This is a genomic window from Saccharopolyspora tripterygii (genome assembly GCF_054778355.1).
In genome coordinates, this window is sequence record NZ_BAAGZP010000008.1 from 608,513 (window position 1) to 627,710 (window position 19,198).

General features: G+C 67.9%; 16 protein-coding genes and 1 pseudogene. 14 read left to right on the top strand and 3 right to left on the bottom strand.

Annotation, left to right across the window (positions count from 1 at the left end):
• Positions 1–634, top strand: a pseudogene (locus ACYVF3_RS08440) (hypothetical protein); the annotation flags it as partial.
• Positions 635–1,130: 496 nt separating this feature from the next.
• Here the strand turns inward: ACYVF3_RS08440 and mycP are convergent.
• Both mycP and eccD read right to left on the bottom strand, forming a co-directional pair.
• Positions 1,131–2,525 carry a type VII secretion-associated serine protease mycosin gene (gene mycP / locus ACYVF3_RS08445; RefSeq protein WP_461153605.1) on the bottom strand — a complete coding sequence of 465 codons (1,395 nt, stop codon included), beginning with the start codon at positions 2,523–2,525 and terminating at the stop codon, positions 1,131–1,133.
• Positions 2,526–2,539: 14 nt separating this feature from the next.
• Positions 2,540–3,982, bottom strand: a complete 1,443-nt coding sequence (gene eccD, locus ACYVF3_RS08450; protein ID WP_461153606.1) for a type VII secretion integral membrane protein EccD — start codon at positions 3,980–3,982, stop codon at positions 2,540–2,542.
• A 311-nt stretch (positions 3,983–4,293) separates the two neighbouring features.
• Here eccD and eccCa point away from each other — a divergent pair, with 311 nt between their 5' ends.
• A complete protein-coding gene (eccCa, locus tag ACYVF3_RS08455; protein WP_461153607.1) occupies positions 4,294–8,379 on the top strand; it encodes a type VII secretion protein EccCa in 4,086 nt (1,361 codons plus the stop codon).
• Between the two features lie 121 nt (positions 8,380–8,500).
• Here eccCa and ACYVF3_RS08460 read toward each other — a convergent pair whose 3' ends face one another.
• The gene (locus ACYVF3_RS08460) at positions 8,501–8,737 is read right to left on the bottom strand and encodes a zinc finger protein (RefSeq protein WP_461153608.1); all 237 of its coding nucleotides are present in this window, start codon (positions 8,735–8,737) and stop codon (positions 8,501–8,503) included.
• Between the two features lie 112 nt (positions 8,738–8,849).
• On the opposite strand from ACYVF3_RS08460, the gene ACYVF3_RS08465 reads away from it, so the two are divergent.
• The 12 genes from ACYVF3_RS08465 (at position 8,850) to glmM (ending at position 19,156) form a co-directional block, all read left to right on the top strand.
• Positions 8,850–9,692 (top strand): helix-turn-helix domain-containing protein, encoded by an 843-nt coding sequence (locus ACYVF3_RS08465; RefSeq protein WP_461153609.1) that lies wholly within the window; start codon positions 8,850–8,852, stop codon positions 9,690–9,692.
• Positions 9,689–9,874 (top strand): DUF397 domain-containing protein, encoded by a 186-nt coding sequence (locus ACYVF3_RS08470; protein WP_461153610.1) that lies wholly within the window; start codon positions 9,689–9,691, stop codon positions 9,872–9,874. The genes ACYVF3_RS08465 and ACYVF3_RS08470 overlap by 4 nt, the downstream gene beginning before the upstream one ends.
• Positions 9,875–9,985: 111 nt before the next feature.
• Positions 9,986–10,435, top strand: coding sequence for a hypothetical protein (locus ACYVF3_RS08475; RefSeq protein ID WP_461153611.1), 450 nt, complete (start codon positions 9,986–9,988; stop codon positions 10,433–10,435).
• 13 nt (positions 10,436–10,448) lie between these two features.
• Positions 10,449–10,976, top strand: coding sequence for a DUF3558 family protein (locus ACYVF3_RS08480; protein WP_461153833.1), 528 nt, complete (start codon positions 10,449–10,451; stop codon positions 10,974–10,976).
• 21 nt (positions 10,977–10,997) lie between these two features.
• Entirely contained in the window at positions 10,998–12,362 is a 1,365-nt protein-coding gene (locus tag ACYVF3_RS08485) for a hypothetical protein (protein ID WP_461153612.1), read from the top strand.
• Between the two features lie 72 nt (positions 12,363–12,434).
• On the top strand, positions 12,435–13,250 hold the full coding sequence (locus ACYVF3_RS08490) for an ESX secretion-associated protein EspG (RefSeq protein ID WP_461153613.1): 816 nt from the start codon (positions 12,435–12,437) through the stop codon (positions 13,248–13,250).
• A gap of 189 nt (positions 13,251–13,439) precedes the next feature.
• On the top strand, positions 13,440–15,239 hold the full coding sequence (locus tag ACYVF3_RS08495; protein WP_461153614.1) for a type VII secretion-associated protein: 1,800 nt from the start codon (positions 13,440–13,442) through the stop codon (positions 15,237–15,239).
• A 208-nt stretch (positions 15,240–15,447) separates the two neighbouring features.
• The gene (locus tag ACYVF3_RS08500) at positions 15,448–15,759 is read left to right on the top strand and encodes a WXG100 family type VII secretion target (RefSeq protein WP_132624448.1); all 312 of its coding nucleotides are present in this window, start codon (positions 15,448–15,450) and stop codon (positions 15,757–15,759) included.
• Between the two features lie 65 nt (positions 15,760–15,824).
• Positions 15,825–16,115, top strand: coding sequence for a WXG100 family type VII secretion target (locus tag ACYVF3_RS08505; RefSeq protein WP_461153615.1), 291 nt, complete (start codon positions 15,825–15,827; stop codon positions 16,113–16,115).
• Positions 16,116–16,533: 418 nt separating this feature from the next.
• On the top strand, positions 16,534–16,980 hold the full coding sequence (gene rplM / locus ACYVF3_RS08510) for a 50S ribosomal protein L13 (RefSeq protein WP_125093019.1): 447 nt from the start codon (positions 16,534–16,536) through the stop codon (positions 16,978–16,980).
• A gap of 26 nt (positions 16,981–17,006) precedes the next feature.
• Positions 17,007–17,525: a 30S ribosomal protein S9 gene (gene rpsI / locus ACYVF3_RS08515; protein ID WP_461153834.1), complete on the top strand. Its 519-nt coding sequence runs from the start codon at positions 17,007–17,009 to the stop codon at positions 17,523–17,525.
• A gap of 296 nt (positions 17,526–17,821) precedes the next feature.
• The gene (gene glmM, locus ACYVF3_RS08520; protein WP_461153616.1) at positions 17,822–19,156 is read left to right on the top strand and encodes a phosphoglucosamine mutase; all 1,335 of its coding nucleotides are present in this window, start codon (positions 17,822–17,824) and stop codon (positions 19,154–19,156) included.
• Positions 19,157–19,198 lie beyond the last annotated feature (42 nt).

The window sequence follows — 19,198 nt, forward strand, 5'->3', positions numbered from 1 at the left end:
TGGCGCCGCGGGCGGGGTCGCCGCGGGCGCGGCCGTGGGGGCGGCGGGCGTTGGCATGGGCATGATGCCGATGGGAATGATGGGCGGAATGCTCGGCCAGCAGCGAGGTGCCGGGAACCAGGAGCGGCAGAACTCCTCGCGCTTCAAGTCCAACCCGGAGGACCTCTTCGGCTCGACACCGGACGCGCCGCCGGCGGTGTTCGGCGAGCAGTCGAAGCCCGACCAGCCGCAGGCGGACGGGAAACCGGCTCAGACGAGCCCGGAATCCCAAACCTCCCCGAACAGGCTGAACCTCCCCTCGACGCTCCAACCAGCCCCGCCCAGGCCCTCCATCGACGAAGCACTCACCCCACCCGCATCCCCGAGAACCCCCACATCCCCGCAGAGCACAACCCCGAACGCCCACTCGGATTCCAAGACCAACCCGGTTCCCAAGAACACCCAGGCCACGAAGAACAGCTCGGAGCCACAGGGAGCTCCGGCTGCGAAGGGCGCCCCGGAGGCGAAGAGCCCACCGGCTGAGAAGGCCGACCCGGACTCGAAGTCCCCATCCGCCAAGGCGAAGCCGGCGTCGAAGCCGGAGACGGCCACGGCGGACGTCGGAGACGCCCCACCTCCGAAACCCCGAGGCTGAACCCCACTCCTGCGCTCGTCTACCCGAACCACGAACGGGGCATTTCCCAGTTTTAGTCCAAACTGAGCGGACATATCGGGCGCAGAAGGTCCTCGGTTTGGACTAAGGAGTCGTTTCAGAATGCGGCGGAGCCGCTGTTTCAGGTGTGGGACTCAGCTGGCACCGCCGCGGGTTCTCACACGTCGTCTGGCGAGTACGCCGCGACGCCGTGTATTGGCATACATCAGGAGTGGCGCACGGAGTCCAGGCGGCGTGTGAGGTTCCGCTACCCGCACCGCCAAGCAAGGTGATTCTGCAACGACCCCTAAAACTGGGAAATGCCTCGACACGCCCACCGCGAGTCGCGGAGCACTGCCCCTGGCAGCTGGATCAGGTCTTGGGGAATGGGAAAGGGCCGCCTCCCGGAGGGAGACGGCCCTTTCCCTTGTGAGCTTTGGCTCTGCGAGCTTCCGGCCTTCCGGCTTCCGGTCTCCGGGTTGCCGTCAACTGTGGTTGGTCAGCGGTTCTGGCGTGCTCTGGCTCTGACGCTGCGGACGGCGTTGGCGAGGAAGGCCGTGAAGACGATGCCCGCGATTCCCGCTCCCGCGCCGCCGATGGCGACGATGATGGCCGGGAAGTCCTTCTGCTGCAGCGCGTCGGCCGCGAGGTGCGTCGGCTTCTTCGGTGCTTCCTGCTTGCCGTGCTCGGCCGGGACGACGTCCTGCAGCGCCGCCATCGGATCGATCATGCCGTAGCCGACGATGTCGTTGCGGCCGTTGGCCCCGCCCGGGTGCAGCGCGGTGGTCTTGATCCGCTCCATGACCTGCTCGGGCTTGAGGGTCGGGTACTTCTCCTTGATCAGCGCTGCGACGCCGGAGACGTACGGAGCGGCGAAGCTGGTGCCCTGGATCGGGCCCATCTCGCCCTTCTCGCCCTCGGCGATCTGGCTGACCAGCCCGTTGCCGTTCGTTCCCGGGTCGATCGCGATCAGGTTCTCGCCGGGAGCGGCCACGTCGACCCAGGGGCCGGGAACGGTGAACTCCGAGGGCGCGCCCTGCTGGTTCACCGAGGCCACCGTCAGCACCGAGTCGTCGAACCACGCGGGGAGAACCGCCGTCGACGGGCTGCCGGGGGAGTTCTTCTGGCAGTTGCCGCCGACGTTGCCCGCTGCCGCGACGATCACGATGCCCTGGTTGTTGGCCCTGATCACCGCGTTGTGCAGCATCTGGTTGCCCTTGTCGCTGTAACTGCTCGCTTGCGCGATCGACTGGCACGACGACTGCGAGATGTTGATGACCGTCGCGCCCCTATCCGCGGCGAGGTTGATGGCTTGGGCCATCGTCTCGGTGGTTCCGACCGTCGCGTTGGTATTGTCGTCCACGAACAGGTTCGAGGTCTGCCGGATCGACAGGATCTGCGCGTCCGGCGCGACACCGACGTAGCCGGTCTCACCGCTCTGGTCGGGGTCGGCCGAGATGATGCCGGCCACGATCGTCCCGTGGCCGTCGCAGTCCTGCGTACCCCGGCCGTCCGAGGTGATGGCCGTGCCGCCGGACTCCACGGCACCTGCTCCCAGCAGCGGCTGTTCGTTCACACCCGTGTCGATGACGGCGACTTTCTGGGAGGCGCCGGTGAGCCCGAGCTCGTGCGCCCGCTCGAAGCCCAGGACCAGCTGGCTCCAGGGCTTCTCGGGGATCGTGCTGCCGGGGCTGCCGTTCATGCAGCCCTGCTTCTGCGGGAAGTTCTGAACCTTCAGCGAGGACCCGGTCTGCTGACTGGGATCCAGCCTCGGCGGCCCGACCTGCTGCGCGAGGGCCGGTGCTGCCGGTCCGCTGAGCCCGAGGACGCCCACCGCGGCGCACAGCGCGAGACCGCGCCGTGCGCCGCGAGAGCGGGGGTGCTTGAAGCCCATGTGCGAGATCCCTCTTAGAAGTTCAGGTTCAGGTCGCGGATGGCCATGTAGAGGTCCATCGCGGCCAGCGCCAGCGGGAGCACCAGGGCGATCAGGACGGCTTCGAGGATGTCGACCATCCGGCGCTGCACCGGCGAGAACCGGCGGTTCGGGAACACCACGCCGAAGATCACCGCGAGGCCACCGAGGATCAGCAGCGGCGGGAACACGGCCGCCACCATCACCGGCTCGTCGGCGACCTTGTAGAGCAGGCCGATGGCGATGCCGGCGGAGGCCAGCAGACCGTTGAACAGCAGTGCCAGCGCCTGGCTGCCGTTGGCGTAGTTGCGGCCCCGCAGCAGCAGGACGGCGGCGACGACGACCGCGAAAGCCGAGCCCCAGACGGGGTTGCTGGCGGCGGCGACCATCGCGCCGATCGCGGCGACGACACCGCAGCCGATGATCAGACCGGTCATGTACTGGTGGGCCAGTCCGGTCTGACGCTCGATCATCCGGTAGTCCGGGAACCCGGAGTCTTCCTTCAGGTCCTCGGCGCTGCCCGGGACGTGCGGCAGCGGCAGCTTCGAGAGCTGGATGGTGATGCGCGGGAGCAGCGAGATGCCCGCGAGCGCCACGGCGGCGGCACCGGCGGCGACGCTGGACGCGTTGACCGCCTGGAAGATCGTCGCGACCGCGAAGGCGAGCGTGCCGAAAGCACCTGCGGTGGCGGCGGCGATGAAGGTCACGATTCCCGTGCCCATCACCATGATCGCCACCGAGGCGAGGATGAAGGCCAGCGCGCTGCCCAGCAGCAACCTCGGTTCCAGCGTGTTGCCGGGAACCATGTTGAAGCCGGCCACGAACGCCATCGGCAGACCGCCGGCTCCGGCGATCACGGTGCCGGTCGTCGCAGCCCCGTAGGCGCGGGCGACGACGGAGCCGATGCCGGTCGCGAAGATCGCGACGACGGTCGCAGCCACAGCGGCCACCAGCTGGAAGACCACCGCGGTGGTTCCCTGGATGACGGTCGGGTGCAGCATCCCGGCGGGGCCCGCGAGGCCGAGCGCGGCGGCCGCGGTGATGAGACCCAGGGCACCGGCGACGTGGCCGACCTTCCTGGAGGTCTCCTTGGTCCACGGGCGGTAGCTGCCCGGTTCGGCCTCCGCGAGCGCGTCCACGACGTCGTCGTAGAGCGGCGGCGGCGGGTCGTCCGACCGGCGGCGCAGTTGCAGGATGTCGCCGTCGACAACTCCCTGCGAGGACAGCGACTGACTCGGATCGAGGGCCGCGCTCTCACCGAGCTTGGCCAGAACCCAGCCGCCGTGCCGCGAACCGCCGTCCGGGGTCATCTCGCGGGCCATGTCCAGAAGCATCGGCAGAAGATCTGCCACCGATACGTCCGAAGGCAGCGCCAGGTCGATACGAGTTGTAGGCGCCACCACCGTCACGCGGCTGAACACCGTGGTCCCGGTCGCCACTTGGGCCCCCTACTCCCTGAAAGTTGATTGCCTTGCATTCGTTTGTCGAGGGCTCGATCCAACCAAGCCGGGTTTTCTTGTCGAAACCCACCCGCCCGGTCGGAGAGCGCCCCTAGTATGGCCACACCGACCGTCCACGGGTGACGGGTTTGGCGGAACTCGTATCAACTACTTGATATCTGGTTGGTCACGCTGAGCCGCACCCCGCCATCCAGAGCTGCGCGACAGTGAACAATGCTGGCTGCGAGTTCGACGAGCACCGGAGGTCTTCTGGTGTTTTCAGGCACGTCTGAGAAAGGTTGTTGCGTCCGGTGAGCACGCTGCAGTTCAAGCGAACGCCACGCCTGGCCGCTCCCAGGCCACCGGGCGGGGAGGTGCACCTCGAACCACCGCCTGAGATTCCGCGGACCATCCCCGGCAACATCGTTCAGAAGGTCCTTCCCGGCCTGATGATCGTGGCATCCCTGGGAATGATGGCCTTCATGTTCACGCGGGCTCAGAACAACCCGATGATGATGATGATGCCGATGATGATGCTCATCTCAACATTCGGGATGATGGCCGGCGGTGGCAGGGACAGCGGCCAGAAGAAGGCCGAGATGGACGAGGACCGCAAGGACTACCTGCGGTACCTCGGCCAGATGCGGGACCGCGCCCGCGAGGCCGCCGACGAGCAGCGGCTGGCCCGCGAGTGGGTGCACCCCGACGCGCAGACCCTGTGGTCGCTGGCGGCGGGCAGCCGGCGGATGTGGGAACGGCGTCCCAACGACAACGACTTCTGCCAGGTCCGCGTGGGCCGCGGTTCGCAGCGGTTGGAGACCCGCCTGGTCCCGCCGCAGACCGGGCCCGTGGACGAGCTGGAGCCGATCACCACGCTGGCGCTGCGCCGCTTCGTGCGCGCGCACTCGCTGGTGCAGGACCTGCCGATCGCGACCTCGCTGCGCGGTTTCGCCGCGGTCGGGCTGCAGGGCGAGAAGGAGCTGGTGCGGGGTCTCGCTCGCGCGATGATCTGCCAGCTGGCCACCTTCCACACGCCCGAAGACGTGATCATCGCGGTCGCCAGCTCCGGTCAGGCCCGCCGCGAGTGGGAGTGGGTGAAGTGGCTGCCGCACGCGCAGCACCCCACCGAGACCGACGGCATCGGCCAGATGCGTCTGATGGCGGGTTCGCTGGCCACGGTCGAGAGCATGCTCGCCGAGCAGCTGGCCGACCGCCCGCGCTTCCAGCGCAACGCGGCTCCGCCGGACGGCCAGCCGCACGTGGTGATCCTCATCGACGACGCCGAGATCAGCCGGGAGGAAGCCCTCTACGTGGAGGGCGGCCTGGCGGGCGTCACCATGATCGACCTGTCCGACCTGCTGGGGCCGCTCACGGCTCGCCGCGGCATGCGGATGGTCGTCGAGGAGGAGCGCATCGGTGCCCGCGGTGGGTCCGGTGTGGAGTGGTTCGGCAAGCCGGACTCGCTGACGATGGAGGAGGCGACGTCGCTCGCCCGCCAGCTCGCCCCGTACCGGGTGGCCGGTGGACCGGCGCTCGACACCGACTCGGGCAGCTACGAGCCGCTGACCACGCCGCTGAACTACATCGAGCAGCTGGGGCTCGCCGGTGACGTGGTCACCTTCGACCTCAACGAGGCGTGGCGCCCGCGTCCCACCGACGACCTGTACAAGGTCGCGATCGGCCCTGGTGAGCAGGGCGAGGTCGTGCACCTGGACATCAAGGAAACCGCGTCGGGCGGCATGGGCCCGCACGGTCTGTGCATCGGTGCGACCGGTTCCGGTAAGTCGGAGTTCCTGCGCACGATCGTGCTGGGCCTGATGGCCACTCACTCGTCGCAGATGCTCAACTTCGTGCTGGTCGACTTCAAGGGTGGTGCGACCTTCAACGGGTTCGACACCCCGCACGTGTCGGCGTCGATCTCCAACCTGGAGGGCGACGGCTCGCTGATCGACCGCATGCAGGACGCGCTGGCCGGTGAGATGAACCGCCGCCAGGAAGTCCTGAACAAGGCGGGCGCGAAGAACGTCTGGGACTACCGGAAGATGGCCGAGGCGGGCGACGAGCATGCCCAGGAGCCGCTGCCGGCGCTGTTCGTGGTCATCGACGAGTTCTCCGAGCTGCTGTCCCAGCAGCCGGAGTTCGCCGAGCTGTTCGTGATGATCGGTCGTCTGGGTCGTTCGCTGCAGGTCCACCTGCTGCTGGCGTCGCAGCGGCTGGAAGAGGGCAAGCTGCGCGGCCTGGACTCGCACCTGTCCTACCGGATCGGTCTGAAGACCTTCAACGCCGCGGAATCCCGCGCCGCCATCGGTGTTCCGGACGCCGCTGACCTGCCGGCCACCGGTGGTCACGGTTACCTCAAGCACCCCAACGGCATGGACCGCTTCCGCGCGGCATACGTCTCGGGCCACCTGCACCAGACCAGCGGTCGTCGTCCGACGATGCTGGGCGGGGCTTCGCCGGTGACCGGTGAGAAGATGCCGCGCTACTTCATCCCCGACTTCATCGAGAAGCCTCCGGAACCGGAGACCTCCGAGGAGCCGGAGGTCAAGGACGAGTCGCAGGACCCGGAGTACACCGACTTCCAGATCATCGTCGACAAGTTCAGGAAGATCGCTGCTCCGCCGGCGCACCAGGTCTGGTTGTCGCCGTTGGACGCACCGGCCACCTTGGACACCTTGCTGCCGCCGCTGCAGTCCACCGATGACCGCGGCTACACCGCCGCCGGCTACTCGGGCAGCTCCCGGTTGCAGATCCCGATCGGCATCATCGACGTCCCGTACCACCAGCGTCAGGACGCGATGACCCTGGACCTGTCGGGTCAGGGCGGTCACGGTGCTGTGGTCGGCGGTGTCGGTTCGGGCAAGTCGAACACGATCCGGACGATCATCGCCTCGGCGGCGCTGACCCACACGCCGCAGGAGATGCAGTTCTACTGCGTCGACCTCGGTGGTGGTTCGCTGACCACGCTGCGGGGTCTGCCGCACGTGGGTGGTTACGGTTCGCGTCGCGACCCGGACACGGTGCGCCGGTCGATCGCCGAGCTCAAAACGGTCCTGTCCGAGCGGGAGGGCCGGTTCCAGCAGCACGGCATCGAGGGCATGAACGACTACCGCAACCGCAAGCGGCGCGGTGAGTTCGAGGACGACCCCTACGGCGACATGTTCCTGGTCATCGACGGGTGGCGGGCGTTCCGCGAGGAGTTCGAAACCCTCGAGCAGGACGTGCTGAACCTGGCGTCGAACGGTCTGGCCTTCGGTGTGCACGTGCTCGTCACGGCGACCCGCTGGGCGGAGATCCGGCCGGCGATGAAGGACCTGATCCAGACGCGCATCGAGCTGCGGCTGGGTGACCCGAGCGAGTCGGAGATCGACCGCAAGTTCGCGGTGAAGGTCCCGCAGGGTCGTCCGGGTCGCGGCATGCACGAGTCGAAGCTGCACTTCCTGACGGCGTTGCCGCGTGTGGACAGCGAGAACATCGGTGACCGCGTCGAAGCCGAGGCGCAGGCCGCCGAGGAGGATCGCCGTCCCGCCCGGATGGGCTGGGAGCTCTACAACGACGACGTCTCCGAGGGCGTCGCCGACCTGGTCAACCGGGTCAAGAGCTCCTGGAAGGGGCGTCCGGCCCCGCAGGTCCGCCTGCTGCCGGAACTGCTTCCCTACCAGCAGCTCCCGCGTCCGGAGCAGCAGCCGAACCCGAAGCTGGTGCCGATCGGCATCAACGAGGACGGTCTGCACCCGGTCTACCTGGACTTCCGCGCCGAGCCGAACTTCTACGCGTTCGGCGAGCGGGAATCGGGCAAGACCGCGCTGCTGAAGAACATCGTGCGCGGCATCACCGAGCGCTACACGCCGAAGGAAGCGCTGATCCTGCTGGTGGACTACCGGCGTTCGATGCTGGGCTTCCTCAACTCCCACCTGCTGGAGTACTCGGTCAGCGCGGATCAGCTCAAGGCCAACGTCAAGGACGTGTGCGGCTCGCTGAAGAAGCGCATGCCGGGACCGGACGTCACGCAGGAACAGCTGCGCGACCGCTCCTGGTGGAAGGGCCCGGAACTGTTCGTGGTCGTCGACGACTACGAGCTGGTCGCGCCGCAGGGCAATAACCCGCTGGCACCGCTGGCGGAGTTCATCCCGCAGGCCTCCGACGTCGGTCTGCACGTCATCCTGGCGCGCAACTCCGGTGGCGCGGGGCGTGCGCTCTACGAGCCGGTCATCGGCAAGATGCGCGAGACCTCGGCGCCCGGCCTCGCGATGAGCGCCAACAAGGACGACGGCCAGCTGGTCGCGAACATCAAGTCGCGTCAGCTGCCGCCGGGCCGAGGCACCCTCGTCAGCCGCACGCTGCGAGGCGGACCGCAGATGATCCAGACGGCCATGGTCCAAGAGCAGCAGCAGTGACCTGAAGCCGAAGAAGAAGGCCTCCCCCGGTTCCGACCGCGGGAGGCCTTCTTCGTGCGCGAGGTGCGGCAACCCCCAGTTTTAGTCCAAACCGAGGACCCTCGATGCCCGAAATGTCGGATCAGTTAGGACTGAAACCGGGGCCTGGCGAGCGGCCGGCGAGACGTTGCCAGCAGTTCATGCAGGTGGGTTCGAAGATCCAGGCGATCTCGTCGACGTCGTGGAGCTTCGTGGCCTCGACCTCGGCGCCGCAGTAGGCGGTCGCGGTTCCCTCGGGGGCGAGCTTCGTGGCGGCGATCGGGAACGCGTGCCGCTGCCCGGGAACGGGCCGCCAGACGTAGGTCAGGTATTCGGGCATCGGAACTCCCCAGTGAGATCGTTTTGGCAAGATTGCCAGCCGCGATCAGGCTGATCAATTACACGAAAGAGGGAGGTCAGGAAGGCCCTTCTTCGCTCGTAAGCTTGTGTTCATGGCTGACACCCCGAGGGCGCGTGCGCTCGCCAAGGAACTTCGCGCCGCGCGAACCGCGAGTGGTCTGACCGCACGCGAGCTGTCGCAGCGACTCGGCTGGTCCGAAGCGAAGGTCAGCCGCCTCGAAACCGCGCGCCGCGGAATCCACGTCGAGAGCGTCGAGGCGATCCTCAAGGTGTTGAAGGTCAACGGCTCCGAACGTCAACGGCTGATCAAGATGGCCCGCGAGATCAGGGAGCCGGCGTGGTGGGAAGTCGGCAGCGAGATTCCCGAACAGCTGACCGCGCTCCTCGACGCCGAGCAGAGGGCGAAGCGCATCACCAGCGTGCAGCTCAACCTCATCCCCGGCGTTCTTCAGACCGCGCAATACGCACGGGAGATCATGACGCTCTCCGGGGTTGATCCGGCAGATGTGGACGAGCAAGTGCCGATCCGCCTGAAGCGCCAAGGGATTCTGACCCGCTCCAACCCCGTCGACCTGCGCGTCTTCGTCGACGAGATGGTGTTCGCGCGGCCGGTCGGCGGAGCGGACGTGATGGCGGAACAGCTACGACATGTGCAGTCGGTGAGTCGCGCGGAGAACGTGGAGATGCGGGTGCTCCCACGATCGATCGGCGCACATGCCGGACTGAGCGGCGCGTTCGTGCTCTTCGAGTTCGATCGTTCCCGGCCCGTGGTCTACATCGAAGCTCGTCGTTCGGGGGCCTTCATCGACGCACCGGACGATGTGAGGCTCTTCCTGGATTCAGTCGGATTGTTGGAATCTCAGGCATCCGGATCGTCCTCCTCGCGGGCGATACTCGACTCGTACGTTCTGAAGTACGAGAGCGAGGCGACATGACGAGCGAGTTAGCCGGCTGGAGGAAGTCTTCCCGCAGCGGTGCCGAAGGTGACTGCGTCGAGGTTGCGGTGGTGACTGAGCGGGTGGGGGTTCGGGACTCGAAGGACCGCGAGGGCGGTGTGCTGGAGTTCTCCCGACGGCGTTGGGTCGATTTCGTGATGGGGCTGCGCCGTTCCCGGTGAACCTGCTCGGCTGTTCGGTCGGTGTGTGATCCAGCTCCCGCAAAACCGTCCCCGATGGCGGCGCCCGACTTGTACTCTCTGCCTTCGTGATCGCTCGGATGAGTGACGTTCATGATCACGAACGTGGAGGGGCACTCGATGACCACCGGGATGGAAGGCTTGGCCGCCGGCGCCTCAGCGCTGCAGGGGCAGTCGGACGGCCTCCGCGCGGCCGTCGACAACGGCCAGCTCGTCATGGACCCGGAACGGGCCGAGGCCGTCGCCAAGGTCTACGACGAGAAGGCCGATGAGATTCAAGACACCATCACCAAGGCTCAGCGACTGGTGCGGCGCGGGGTCTACGGCGATTGCTTCATCGGTGATCAGCTTGAGCAGAAGTTCAACGACAAGGTGACTGGTGGCGACAAGGGGCACGGCGCCGCCGTCGGAGAGGCTGGACTCACTCCGATTCTCCGCAAGACGGAGGGAATTCTGCGTGACATGGCTCAGACGTACAGGGATTCTGCGCGTGACATGCAGAACGTCGATGAACACAACGCCCAGAACCTCCCGAAGGTCTGATCTGATGGTGGGTATGCGTACACGATCTGGAGTCGCAGCCGCTCTTGCCGCTGGCGGTCTGCTTATTGCTGGTTGTTCGGGTAGCGGAAGCAGCGGAGCCCCTGCACCGGAACCCACACCCGATCTCCTTACCAGCTTCGATCCGTGCAGTGTCTTGTCGCCGGAAGAGATCCAGTCATTTGGTGCTTCTCCCGAGGGAGAACCAGCTGATCAGGAGCTTGGTGAAGCCGGGTGCGACTTCAAGGGCGGCGATTTCAACTTCGGTGTCTTGAAAGCAGGGGACGGCAACGAGGCTTACTGGCAGGGGCAGCGAGCCCAGTTCGACAAGTTCATGCCGAATCAGGTGGGAGATCGAGCCGGCTTCTCGGGTATCTCAGCCGGTGGTGCGGGGCAGGGCGTCTGCAGCCAATTCATCTATGTCGGCAAGGGTTCGGTGATCGTGGACGTGACTTATCGCTCGGACAAGGTGCAAGGCGACGAAGCCACCTGTGCCAAGGCGTTGGAGATCGCTCAGGTCGTCGAGCCGAAGCTGCCGAAGTAAGAACTGTCGAGGGGGAACGACATGGGGAACGGGTTCACCGACTTCGTCGGCGACCTCGGCACGTCGGCCAAGGATGCGGTCGTCGGCATCGCCGGGGGTGAGACCTCCTCGCAGGAGGAAGCCCGGCTGGCGCGGGAGGACGCCGCCAAGGCCGGGCGCCAGGATCTGAAGGCGCTCACCCAGGAACAGCAGAACCTCCAGCTCAACGGCCACGACCCCACGTCGATCACCCAGCAGGACAACTGGCAGAACTGGGACCAGGCGCGCCTGGCCAGCCAGCTCAAGCCGTCGTTGAACCCGGAGCAGATCGCGAAGTCCGGTCATGCGTGGGAGAAGTTGGGCAACGACATCGCCGAGATCTTCGGCGACCTCGACGCCAAGGCTCGTGCTGCCGCCGGTGACGGGATGCGTGGTCAGGCCGCTGAGGCCGGGCTCAACGCGGCGAAGCCGTTGCAGGAGTGGGGTCGTGCCTTCGGCGACTCCGTTCGCGGAACGGGCCTGAAGATCCAGGAGGCCGGGGTCGCCGCCGAGCAGACCAAGGCTTCGATCCAGGAACCCGCCGGTTACGACGGCACGCGCGCCGCGATGTCGGCGATGGTCTCGCCCGTTGGCGGACTGATGGACGGCGCTGCGCAGATGCGTGAGCAGAAGGAAGCCGATCAGCAGGCCCGCCAGGTCGCGGAGAACGTCTACGGCAAGGGCTACCAGGGCGTCGACTCCAGCACTCCGACGTTCCCGCCGCCGGTGAACCCGCTCGCTCCGCCGCCACCTCCGCCTGGCGGCGAGACGCCCGGCGGTCCGGGAACCGGCACCGGGACCGGCTACTCCGGCAGCGGATCCGGGAGCGGTAGCGGCAGCGGGTCCGGAAGCGGCTCGGGTTCGTCCGGCTACAGCGGTGGTTCCGCTCCGGCGCAGAGCAGTTCTCAGTGGGCCTCGCCGTCACCTGCCGGTCCCCCCGGCATCGGTGGCGGTGCGCAGCCCGGCACGACCCCGCCCGGGGCGGGTGGCCCTGGCGCCGGGTTCGCCGGCGCCATGCCGCCCGGCGCAGGTGCGGGCGCAGGCGCTGGTCGCGGGGCCGGAGGCATGGGTGGCGCTCGTGGTGCCGGTGGCGGCATGGGTGCCGGAGGCAGGGCCGGCGGTGGCATGGGCGCTGGTGGCCGCGCGGGAATGGGCGGACTCGGCGCAGGTGGCGCTGCCGGTGGTGCCGCAGGTGCGGGCGCGGGCGGTCGTGGCGCCGGAGGTGCCGGTGCCGGAGCGGGTGCCGGCCGCGGCGGCCAGGGCGGCGGAGAAGACGCCGAGCACGAGCGTCCCTCGTGGCTCGAAGAGCAGGAAGACATCTGGATGGACGACATGCCCAAGACCGCGCCTCCGGTCTTCGGCGAGTGACGAGGGGTGGGGGGAAGTTTTCATGAAAACTTCCCCCCACCCCATCATCTTCAGTTAGCTGGGGGAGGAAGCGTGTCCGAGCGTTGGCTGCTGCCACCGCTGTGGTTCGACCTGTGCTGGGAGATCGGCGGGTTCGACGAGCACCCGTTCCCGATCTCCGTTCGCTCGCACGGTGAAACGCTCGAAGAGCGTGCCGTGCTTCGCCAGCGGGCCGTGCCTGAACTGCAGAAAGCCGGGCTTCTCGCGCAGACCGGGTTGACCCAGCGGTTCGCGGAAGTCCTCGGCCAGCTCGCCAAACCCGGCTTGTGGATCGAAGGGCTGTGGATGCCCGACGAGACGACCGATTCCCCGTTCCGGCTGCTGTCGGTGGCCACCGAGCAGGGCGCGCTGCTGCTCGTCCAGCAATCCGGGGACACCGAGAACTACGGCGGTGACCTGCGGATATCGGTGATGCCGAGGACATCGGTGGGCGCGGCGGCGGTGCAGGGCATGCCTCCGGCTCCGGTCGGCAAGCGCCCGCGCCTGGCCGTGCCGTCGGCCGACGTGGTCGCGCAGAAGTCGTCGGACGACTTCGAGAACATCGATCACATGCAGTCCTCGGGCCCGCGCAAGGCTCCCGCCGCTGAAGCGCTGCGGACCTTCGTGGAGGCCCCGCACCACCGGGACGGTCAGTTCACGGCGAACCTCCGCGACCGCTTCGGCCGCACCCACCGCTCCGCGGTGCTGAAGTGGTTCGACGCCAGGGAACCGGACGGGCGCTACGGCCTCACCCAGGCGCAACGCCCCGGTGTGGGCCCGGAGCTCGTCCTCGCGGGCCTCGGCGCACCGGAACTCATCTCGGCCCTCGACAACCGGGTCGCCGAAGTCCGCGCCCTCGCCAAGTCCTGACCAGGGCGGTTCCAATTTCGCGCGAAATTGGTACCGCCACCGATCACACACCGTCGTCGGCTGGTTGCGGGAGGATGTTGGTGCGTGGGCGCCCGTGGGCTCTAGGGTGCTCAGTCGGGGGGACGGCACCGCCGGGACGGCGGGGCTGGATGACGACGTCGCCGCCGGCGAGCGCTTCGGCGACGGTGAATGGAGTTCTGGGTGTCCCTGCACGTCTCGATCGACTTCGGCACATCGAGCACATGCACGGTGGTCTCGGTCGGCGGCGCCGAGCCACAGGTGGTCGTCATCGACGGGCAGCCGTTGGTGCCTTCGGCCGTGTTCGCGGCAGCGGATGGCACGCTGTTCGTCGGGCACGAGGCCGAGCGGCAGGCGGCGGTCGACCCCGCCCGCTTCGAGCCGCACCCCAAGCGCCGCATCGACGAGGGTGAACTGCTGCTCGGCAGCACCGTGCTCAAGGTCGGCGACGTCATCCGCGCCGTGCTGCAGCGCGCGGTCGGCGAGGCTCGCCGATTCGCCGGTGGCGCTGCCGTCGACCTGCTGGTCCTCACCCATCCCGCGGACTGGGGTGCGGTGCGCTCGGCGGAGCTCCGGCAGGCCGCGACCGGCCTCGGCAAGGAGATCGTCCTGGTGCCCGAACCGGTCGCCGCGGCCGTCTTCCACTCCGCGGGCAACGGCCTGCCCGACGGCGGTGCGCTGGCCGTCCTCGACCTCGGCGGCGGCACGGTCGACGCATCCGTGGTGCGCAAGCAGGGCGCGTCCTTCCAGGTCCTGGCGACCAGGGGAGAACCGAACTTCGGTGGCGCCGACATCGATCAGCTGCTGCTGGAGCACGTCGGCAAGCTCGTCGGCGGCGTCGATCCCGACGCGTGGCGCAAGCTCGTCGAGGGCCGCGAGATGCCCGATCGCCGACGCCGCCGCGTGCTGCGGCAGGACGTGCGCGGCGCCAAGGAGACGCTGTCGCGCCACGCCTACACCGACGTCCCCATGCCCCCGCCGTTCTCCGACGCCCACGTCACGCGCGCGGACCTGGAGAAGCTCATCGCCGCACCGCTGGCGAAGGCCGCGGATCTCGTGCTGACGACGCTGCGCGACGGGCAGGTCGCGCGGCGGCAGCTCGCCGGGGTGTTCCTGGTGGGCGGTTCGAGCCGGGTGCCGATGGTCGCGCGGCTGATCCACGAGCGGACCGGCGTCGTCCCGGCGACCCTCGACCAGCCCGAAACCGTGGTCGCCCGAGGTGCTTTGCGCGCCGTGCGGCTCGACCCGGGACGCAGCGGCGGCCTCGCACCCACCGGGGCCTGGGCGGGCACGACGGTTCGCGACTACCCGGTCCCCGGTCACCAGCCCACCAGGGGAGATTCGGGCAGCCATCCCAGGCCGGTGGTCATGACCGGCGACGAACCGACCCGGCCGGTCACCAAGCGGCCGAAGCTCAAGCGCAAGCGGAAGGCACCGTGGCTGGTCGGCGTCGGGGCGGTGGTGCTCGCGGCGGTGGCCGGGATCACGGTGCTGCTGCTGTCCGGTCAACGGCCGCAGGCCGAACCGCTCGTGCCCGCGCAGCAGACGGCGAAGTACGACTACCGGTTCGCGCATCCGGGCAGCTGGCGCGACGTGGGTGGCGATCCGGCGAAGTTCCAGACGCTCATCGAACCGGGCGACGGTCCGCAGGGATCGCTCATCGCGGTCGAGGAGGGGCGGCTGACCTTCGACACCGACGGCGACCGGACCCGCGCCGTCCAGCTGCTGCGCGGTGAGTACGAGAAAAGCGTTGCGGCGGGCGAGAAGTTCTCGCTGTTCACGCCGTCCACCAGCTTCGCCGGACGAGACGTCGTGTACTACCGGGAAACCCTGCCGGAGGCGACGGTCGAGTGGTACACGCTGTACAAAGGTCAATTCAAACTGAGCGTGGGCTGCAAGTACGGACCGGCTGGGAAGGACGAGGTCGTTCGCGCTTGCGAACAGGTCGTGGGATCCCTCGTCGTTCGTTGATGCATTTGCGAACGGACTCCATTCGGCGGAGCCACGTTTCAGGTTTTCGCAACCGCAAAACCGCCGGTGACCTGCATGTTCCAGATTTCGCGTTTACAACAGCAACGGCTTGACCAGAAATCCAGGACAACGGGGAACCGAACGTGGCAATGTCTGCGTCGCAGGTTCATCAGAGCTTGATACCGAGTTTGAAGGGGGTCATCCAGAGATGGCTGGAATTGGTGCGGACACCGAGGCGATCCAGCAGGCGTCGGTTGACATCGACGAGGCGCGCAACGCCGTCGAGCAGGCGCTGCAGCAGCTGCAGGGGCAGCTCGAAGGCCCGGTCCAGAACTGGAAGGGTGCCGCCGCCGACGTCTTCCGCAAGCTGATGGAGCAGTACGAGCAGAGCGGCAAGACGATCATCCAGAAGCTGGACGAGCTGGGGCAGAACGTGCAGTCCTCGGGTCAGGACTACGCGCAGGTCCAGGAGGAGCAGGCGCAGGAGATCTCCAAGATCACCAGCATGCTCGACGGCTGATTTCGTTCTACCGCGTGTCGCAGATTCCACATTTCTTGAGCTAGACGTATTCGAGGGGACAGGTAATGAGCGAGATCAACGTCAACTTCGCGGAGCTGCAGCAGGCTTCCGATGACTTGCAGCAGGCCGCCCAGAAGATCCAGGGCGAGCTGGACGACCTGGAGGGCAAGATCCAGAAGCTCGTCGCCACCTGGGAGGGCGAGGCCGTGGCTTCGTACCAGGAGGCTCAGCGCTCCTGGGACCAGGAGGCGGCCAAGATGCAGGAGACCGCCGCGAAGATGGGCATGGCCGTGGGTGCGGCCAACGAGTCCTTCCAGGCGGGCGAGAAGAAGAACGCCGGTCGCTTCGGTGGCTGAGCTCACCTCGCACTGATTTCCACGACGATGGCTCCGGGGTTTTACTCCGGGGCCATCGGCGTGCCCGGCGGATGATCTCCATTTGTGGAGGTCCGATCGGCTTTGCCGGGGTCCCCGCCGGGGACCGGCGAGCATTGGCTATGCTGGTTCCGGTTATCTGCCAGGTCAGAACCTCGAATTAGCAACCGAGGACCCGTTTTGACCGGGCCAGAAGCCACCAAGTACCCTCATTCTTTGTTGTGCGGTGCGCGGCTGCAGTTCGCGCCAGCGGAACGGACTCGCAAAAGCGGGTCTCGGTCCCGGCGGCGGTACTGGCGGACGTGCCGGTTCCACGAGAAGACCTCGTGCGGACCGACCGGCGTGATCGAGACGGGCTCCGCACTGACGATTCCGACGCGAACGACGACGAGGTAGACCCGTGCGCACGTACAGCCCGAAGCCCGGCGAGGTGACCCGCGCCTGGCATGTGATCGACGCCGAGGATGTGGTGCTCGGCCGGTTGGCAACTCAGGCCGCGACGCTGCTGCGCGGCAAGCACAAGCCGACCTACGCGCCGCACGTCGACACCGGTGACTTCGTCGTCATCATCAACGCCGAGAAGGTGGCCCTCACCGGTAACAAGCGCGACCAGGCGTTCCACTACCGGCACTCCGGGTACCCGGGTGGTCTGCGCAAGCAGTCCTTCGGCCAGGTGCTCGACTCGCACCCCGAGCGGCTGCTGGAAAAGGCGATCAAGGGCATGCTCCCGAAGAACAAGCTCGGCCGGGCCATGGGCAAGAAGCTCAAGGTCTACGCCGGCCCGGAGCACCCGCACCAGGCCCAGAACCCGCAGGCGTTCGAGATTAAGGCGAAGGTCGAGAAGTGACTGACGAACTGCAGCAGGAAGAGGCAGTGAACGCTGCCGCGGAGGAGACGGCCGAGACCGTCGCCGCTGACGAGACGGCCGAGACGGCTGACGCTGTCGCCGCGGACGACACGGCCGCCGACGAGGCCCCGGCTCCCGCCCCCGTTCCGGTTCCGGTCGGTGGCGCGGTGCAGACCGTCGGCCGCCGCAAGGAAGCCGTGGTCCGCGTGAAGCTGGTGCCGGGCTCCGGCCGCTTCAAGCTCAACGGCAAGACCCTTGAGGACTACTTCCCGAACAAGGTCCACCAGCAGCTCATCAAGGAGCCGCTGGTCACCGTCGAGCGCCTCGAGAGCTTCGACGTGCTGGCCACCCTGCGCGGTGGCGGCCCCTCGGGTCAGGCCGGCGCGCTGCGCATGGCGATCGCCCGCGCGCTGACGGTCTTCGAGTCGGAGGACCGCCCGGCGCTGAAGAAGGCCGGCATGCTCACCCGTGACGCGCGGGAGAAGGAGCGCAAGAAGTACGGCCTCAAGAAGGCCCGCAAGGCGCCGCAGTACAGCAAGCGCTGACGCGAACCCCAGCATCACCTGCGGGAGCAGGTTTGCCCACTCGGGCGAACCTGCTCCCGCAGTCTTTTCACCCTCGGTCCCAGTTTTAGTCCAAACCGAGCCATGATCATGTCCGAAATGTCGGCTCAGTTTGGACTAAAACTGGGACCGAGGCCTCACCAGTGCGCCGGGACACTTCTGCGACGACTCCTGGAGTGGGGAGTTGGCGCGCGCGGGGACGCTGTGGAGTGCCGGATGACCGGTTGTGCGAGGCTTGTCCGAGGACCGGTCGCAGACACGAGGAGGACTTGCTGCTGATGGCTCGGTTGTTCGGCACCGACGGTGTGCGCGGATTGGCCAACGGCGATCTCACGCCGGAGCTGGCGATGGCGGTGAGCTCGGCCGCCGCTCGCGTGCTCTACGACCGCGACGACTCCCGGCGCCGGGTGGCGCTGGTCGGCCGCGATCCCCGGGCCAGCGGCGAGATGCTCGAAGCAGCCGTCGTCGCGGGTCTGACCTCCGCGGGCGCGGACGTCCTGCGCATCGGCGTCCTGCCCACCCCGGCCGTGGCCTACCTGGTCAAGGAGCTGGGCGCGGACATCGGCGTGATGATCTCCGCTTCGCACAACCCGATGCCCGACAACGGGATCAAGCTGTTCAGCGCGGGTGGCAACAAGCTCCCGGACGCGATCGAGGACGAGATCGAGGCCCGCCTCACCGAGGATGTCGAGCGCCCCACGGGCGTGCACGTCGGCCGAGTCCGCGACGTCCCGGACGCCCTGCGCCGGTACACCGACCACCTGCTGATCGCGGCTCCGCACCGGCTCGACGGCCTCAAGGTCGTCGTCGACTGCGCCAACGGCGCGGCCTCCGAAGCCGCCCCGGACGCCTACCGCCGGGCCGGCGCCGAGGTCGTCGCCATCAACGCGGACCCCGACGGGCTCAACATCAACGACGGCGTCGGCTCCACCCACCTGGACGTGGTGCAGGCCGCCGTGATCGAGCACGGCGCCGATCTGGGCATCGCGCACGACGGTGACGCCGACCGCTGCCTCGCCGTGGACGCCGCCGGTGACGTCGTCGACGGCGACCAGATCATGGCGATCCTCGCGGTCGCGATGTGCGAATCCGGCGAGCTGGCGGACAACACGCTGGTCGCGACGGTCATGAGCAACCTCGGCCTGCACCTGGCGATGCGCGAGCACGACGTCTCCTTGCGGACCACCGCCGTCGGCGACCGCTACGTGCTGGAGGAACTGCGCTCGGGCGGTTACTCGCTGGGCGGCGAGCAGTCCGGGCACGTCGTGCTGCCGGGCCACGCCACCACCGGCGACGGCCTGCTGACGGCGCTGCGCCTGATGGGCCGGATCACGGCGACCGGCACCGACCTGGCCTCGCTGGCCAAGGTCATGCGCCGGCTGCCCCAGGTCCTGATCAACGTCCGCGTCGCCGACAAGGCGGCCGCCGTGGTCGCACCCGAGGTCGCCGCGGCCGTGGCCGAGGCGGAGGTCGAGCTGGGCGAGACCGGCCGGGTCCTGCTCCGCCAATCCGGCACGGAACAGCTGGTCAGGGTCATGGTCGAGGCGGCCAGCGAACAGCACGCCCAGGACGTCGCGGACAAACTGGCGAAGATCGTCTCCGCAATTCGGTGATCTTTGTGATGTGAGTCTCCACGGAGCCCGAATCTGTGAGAC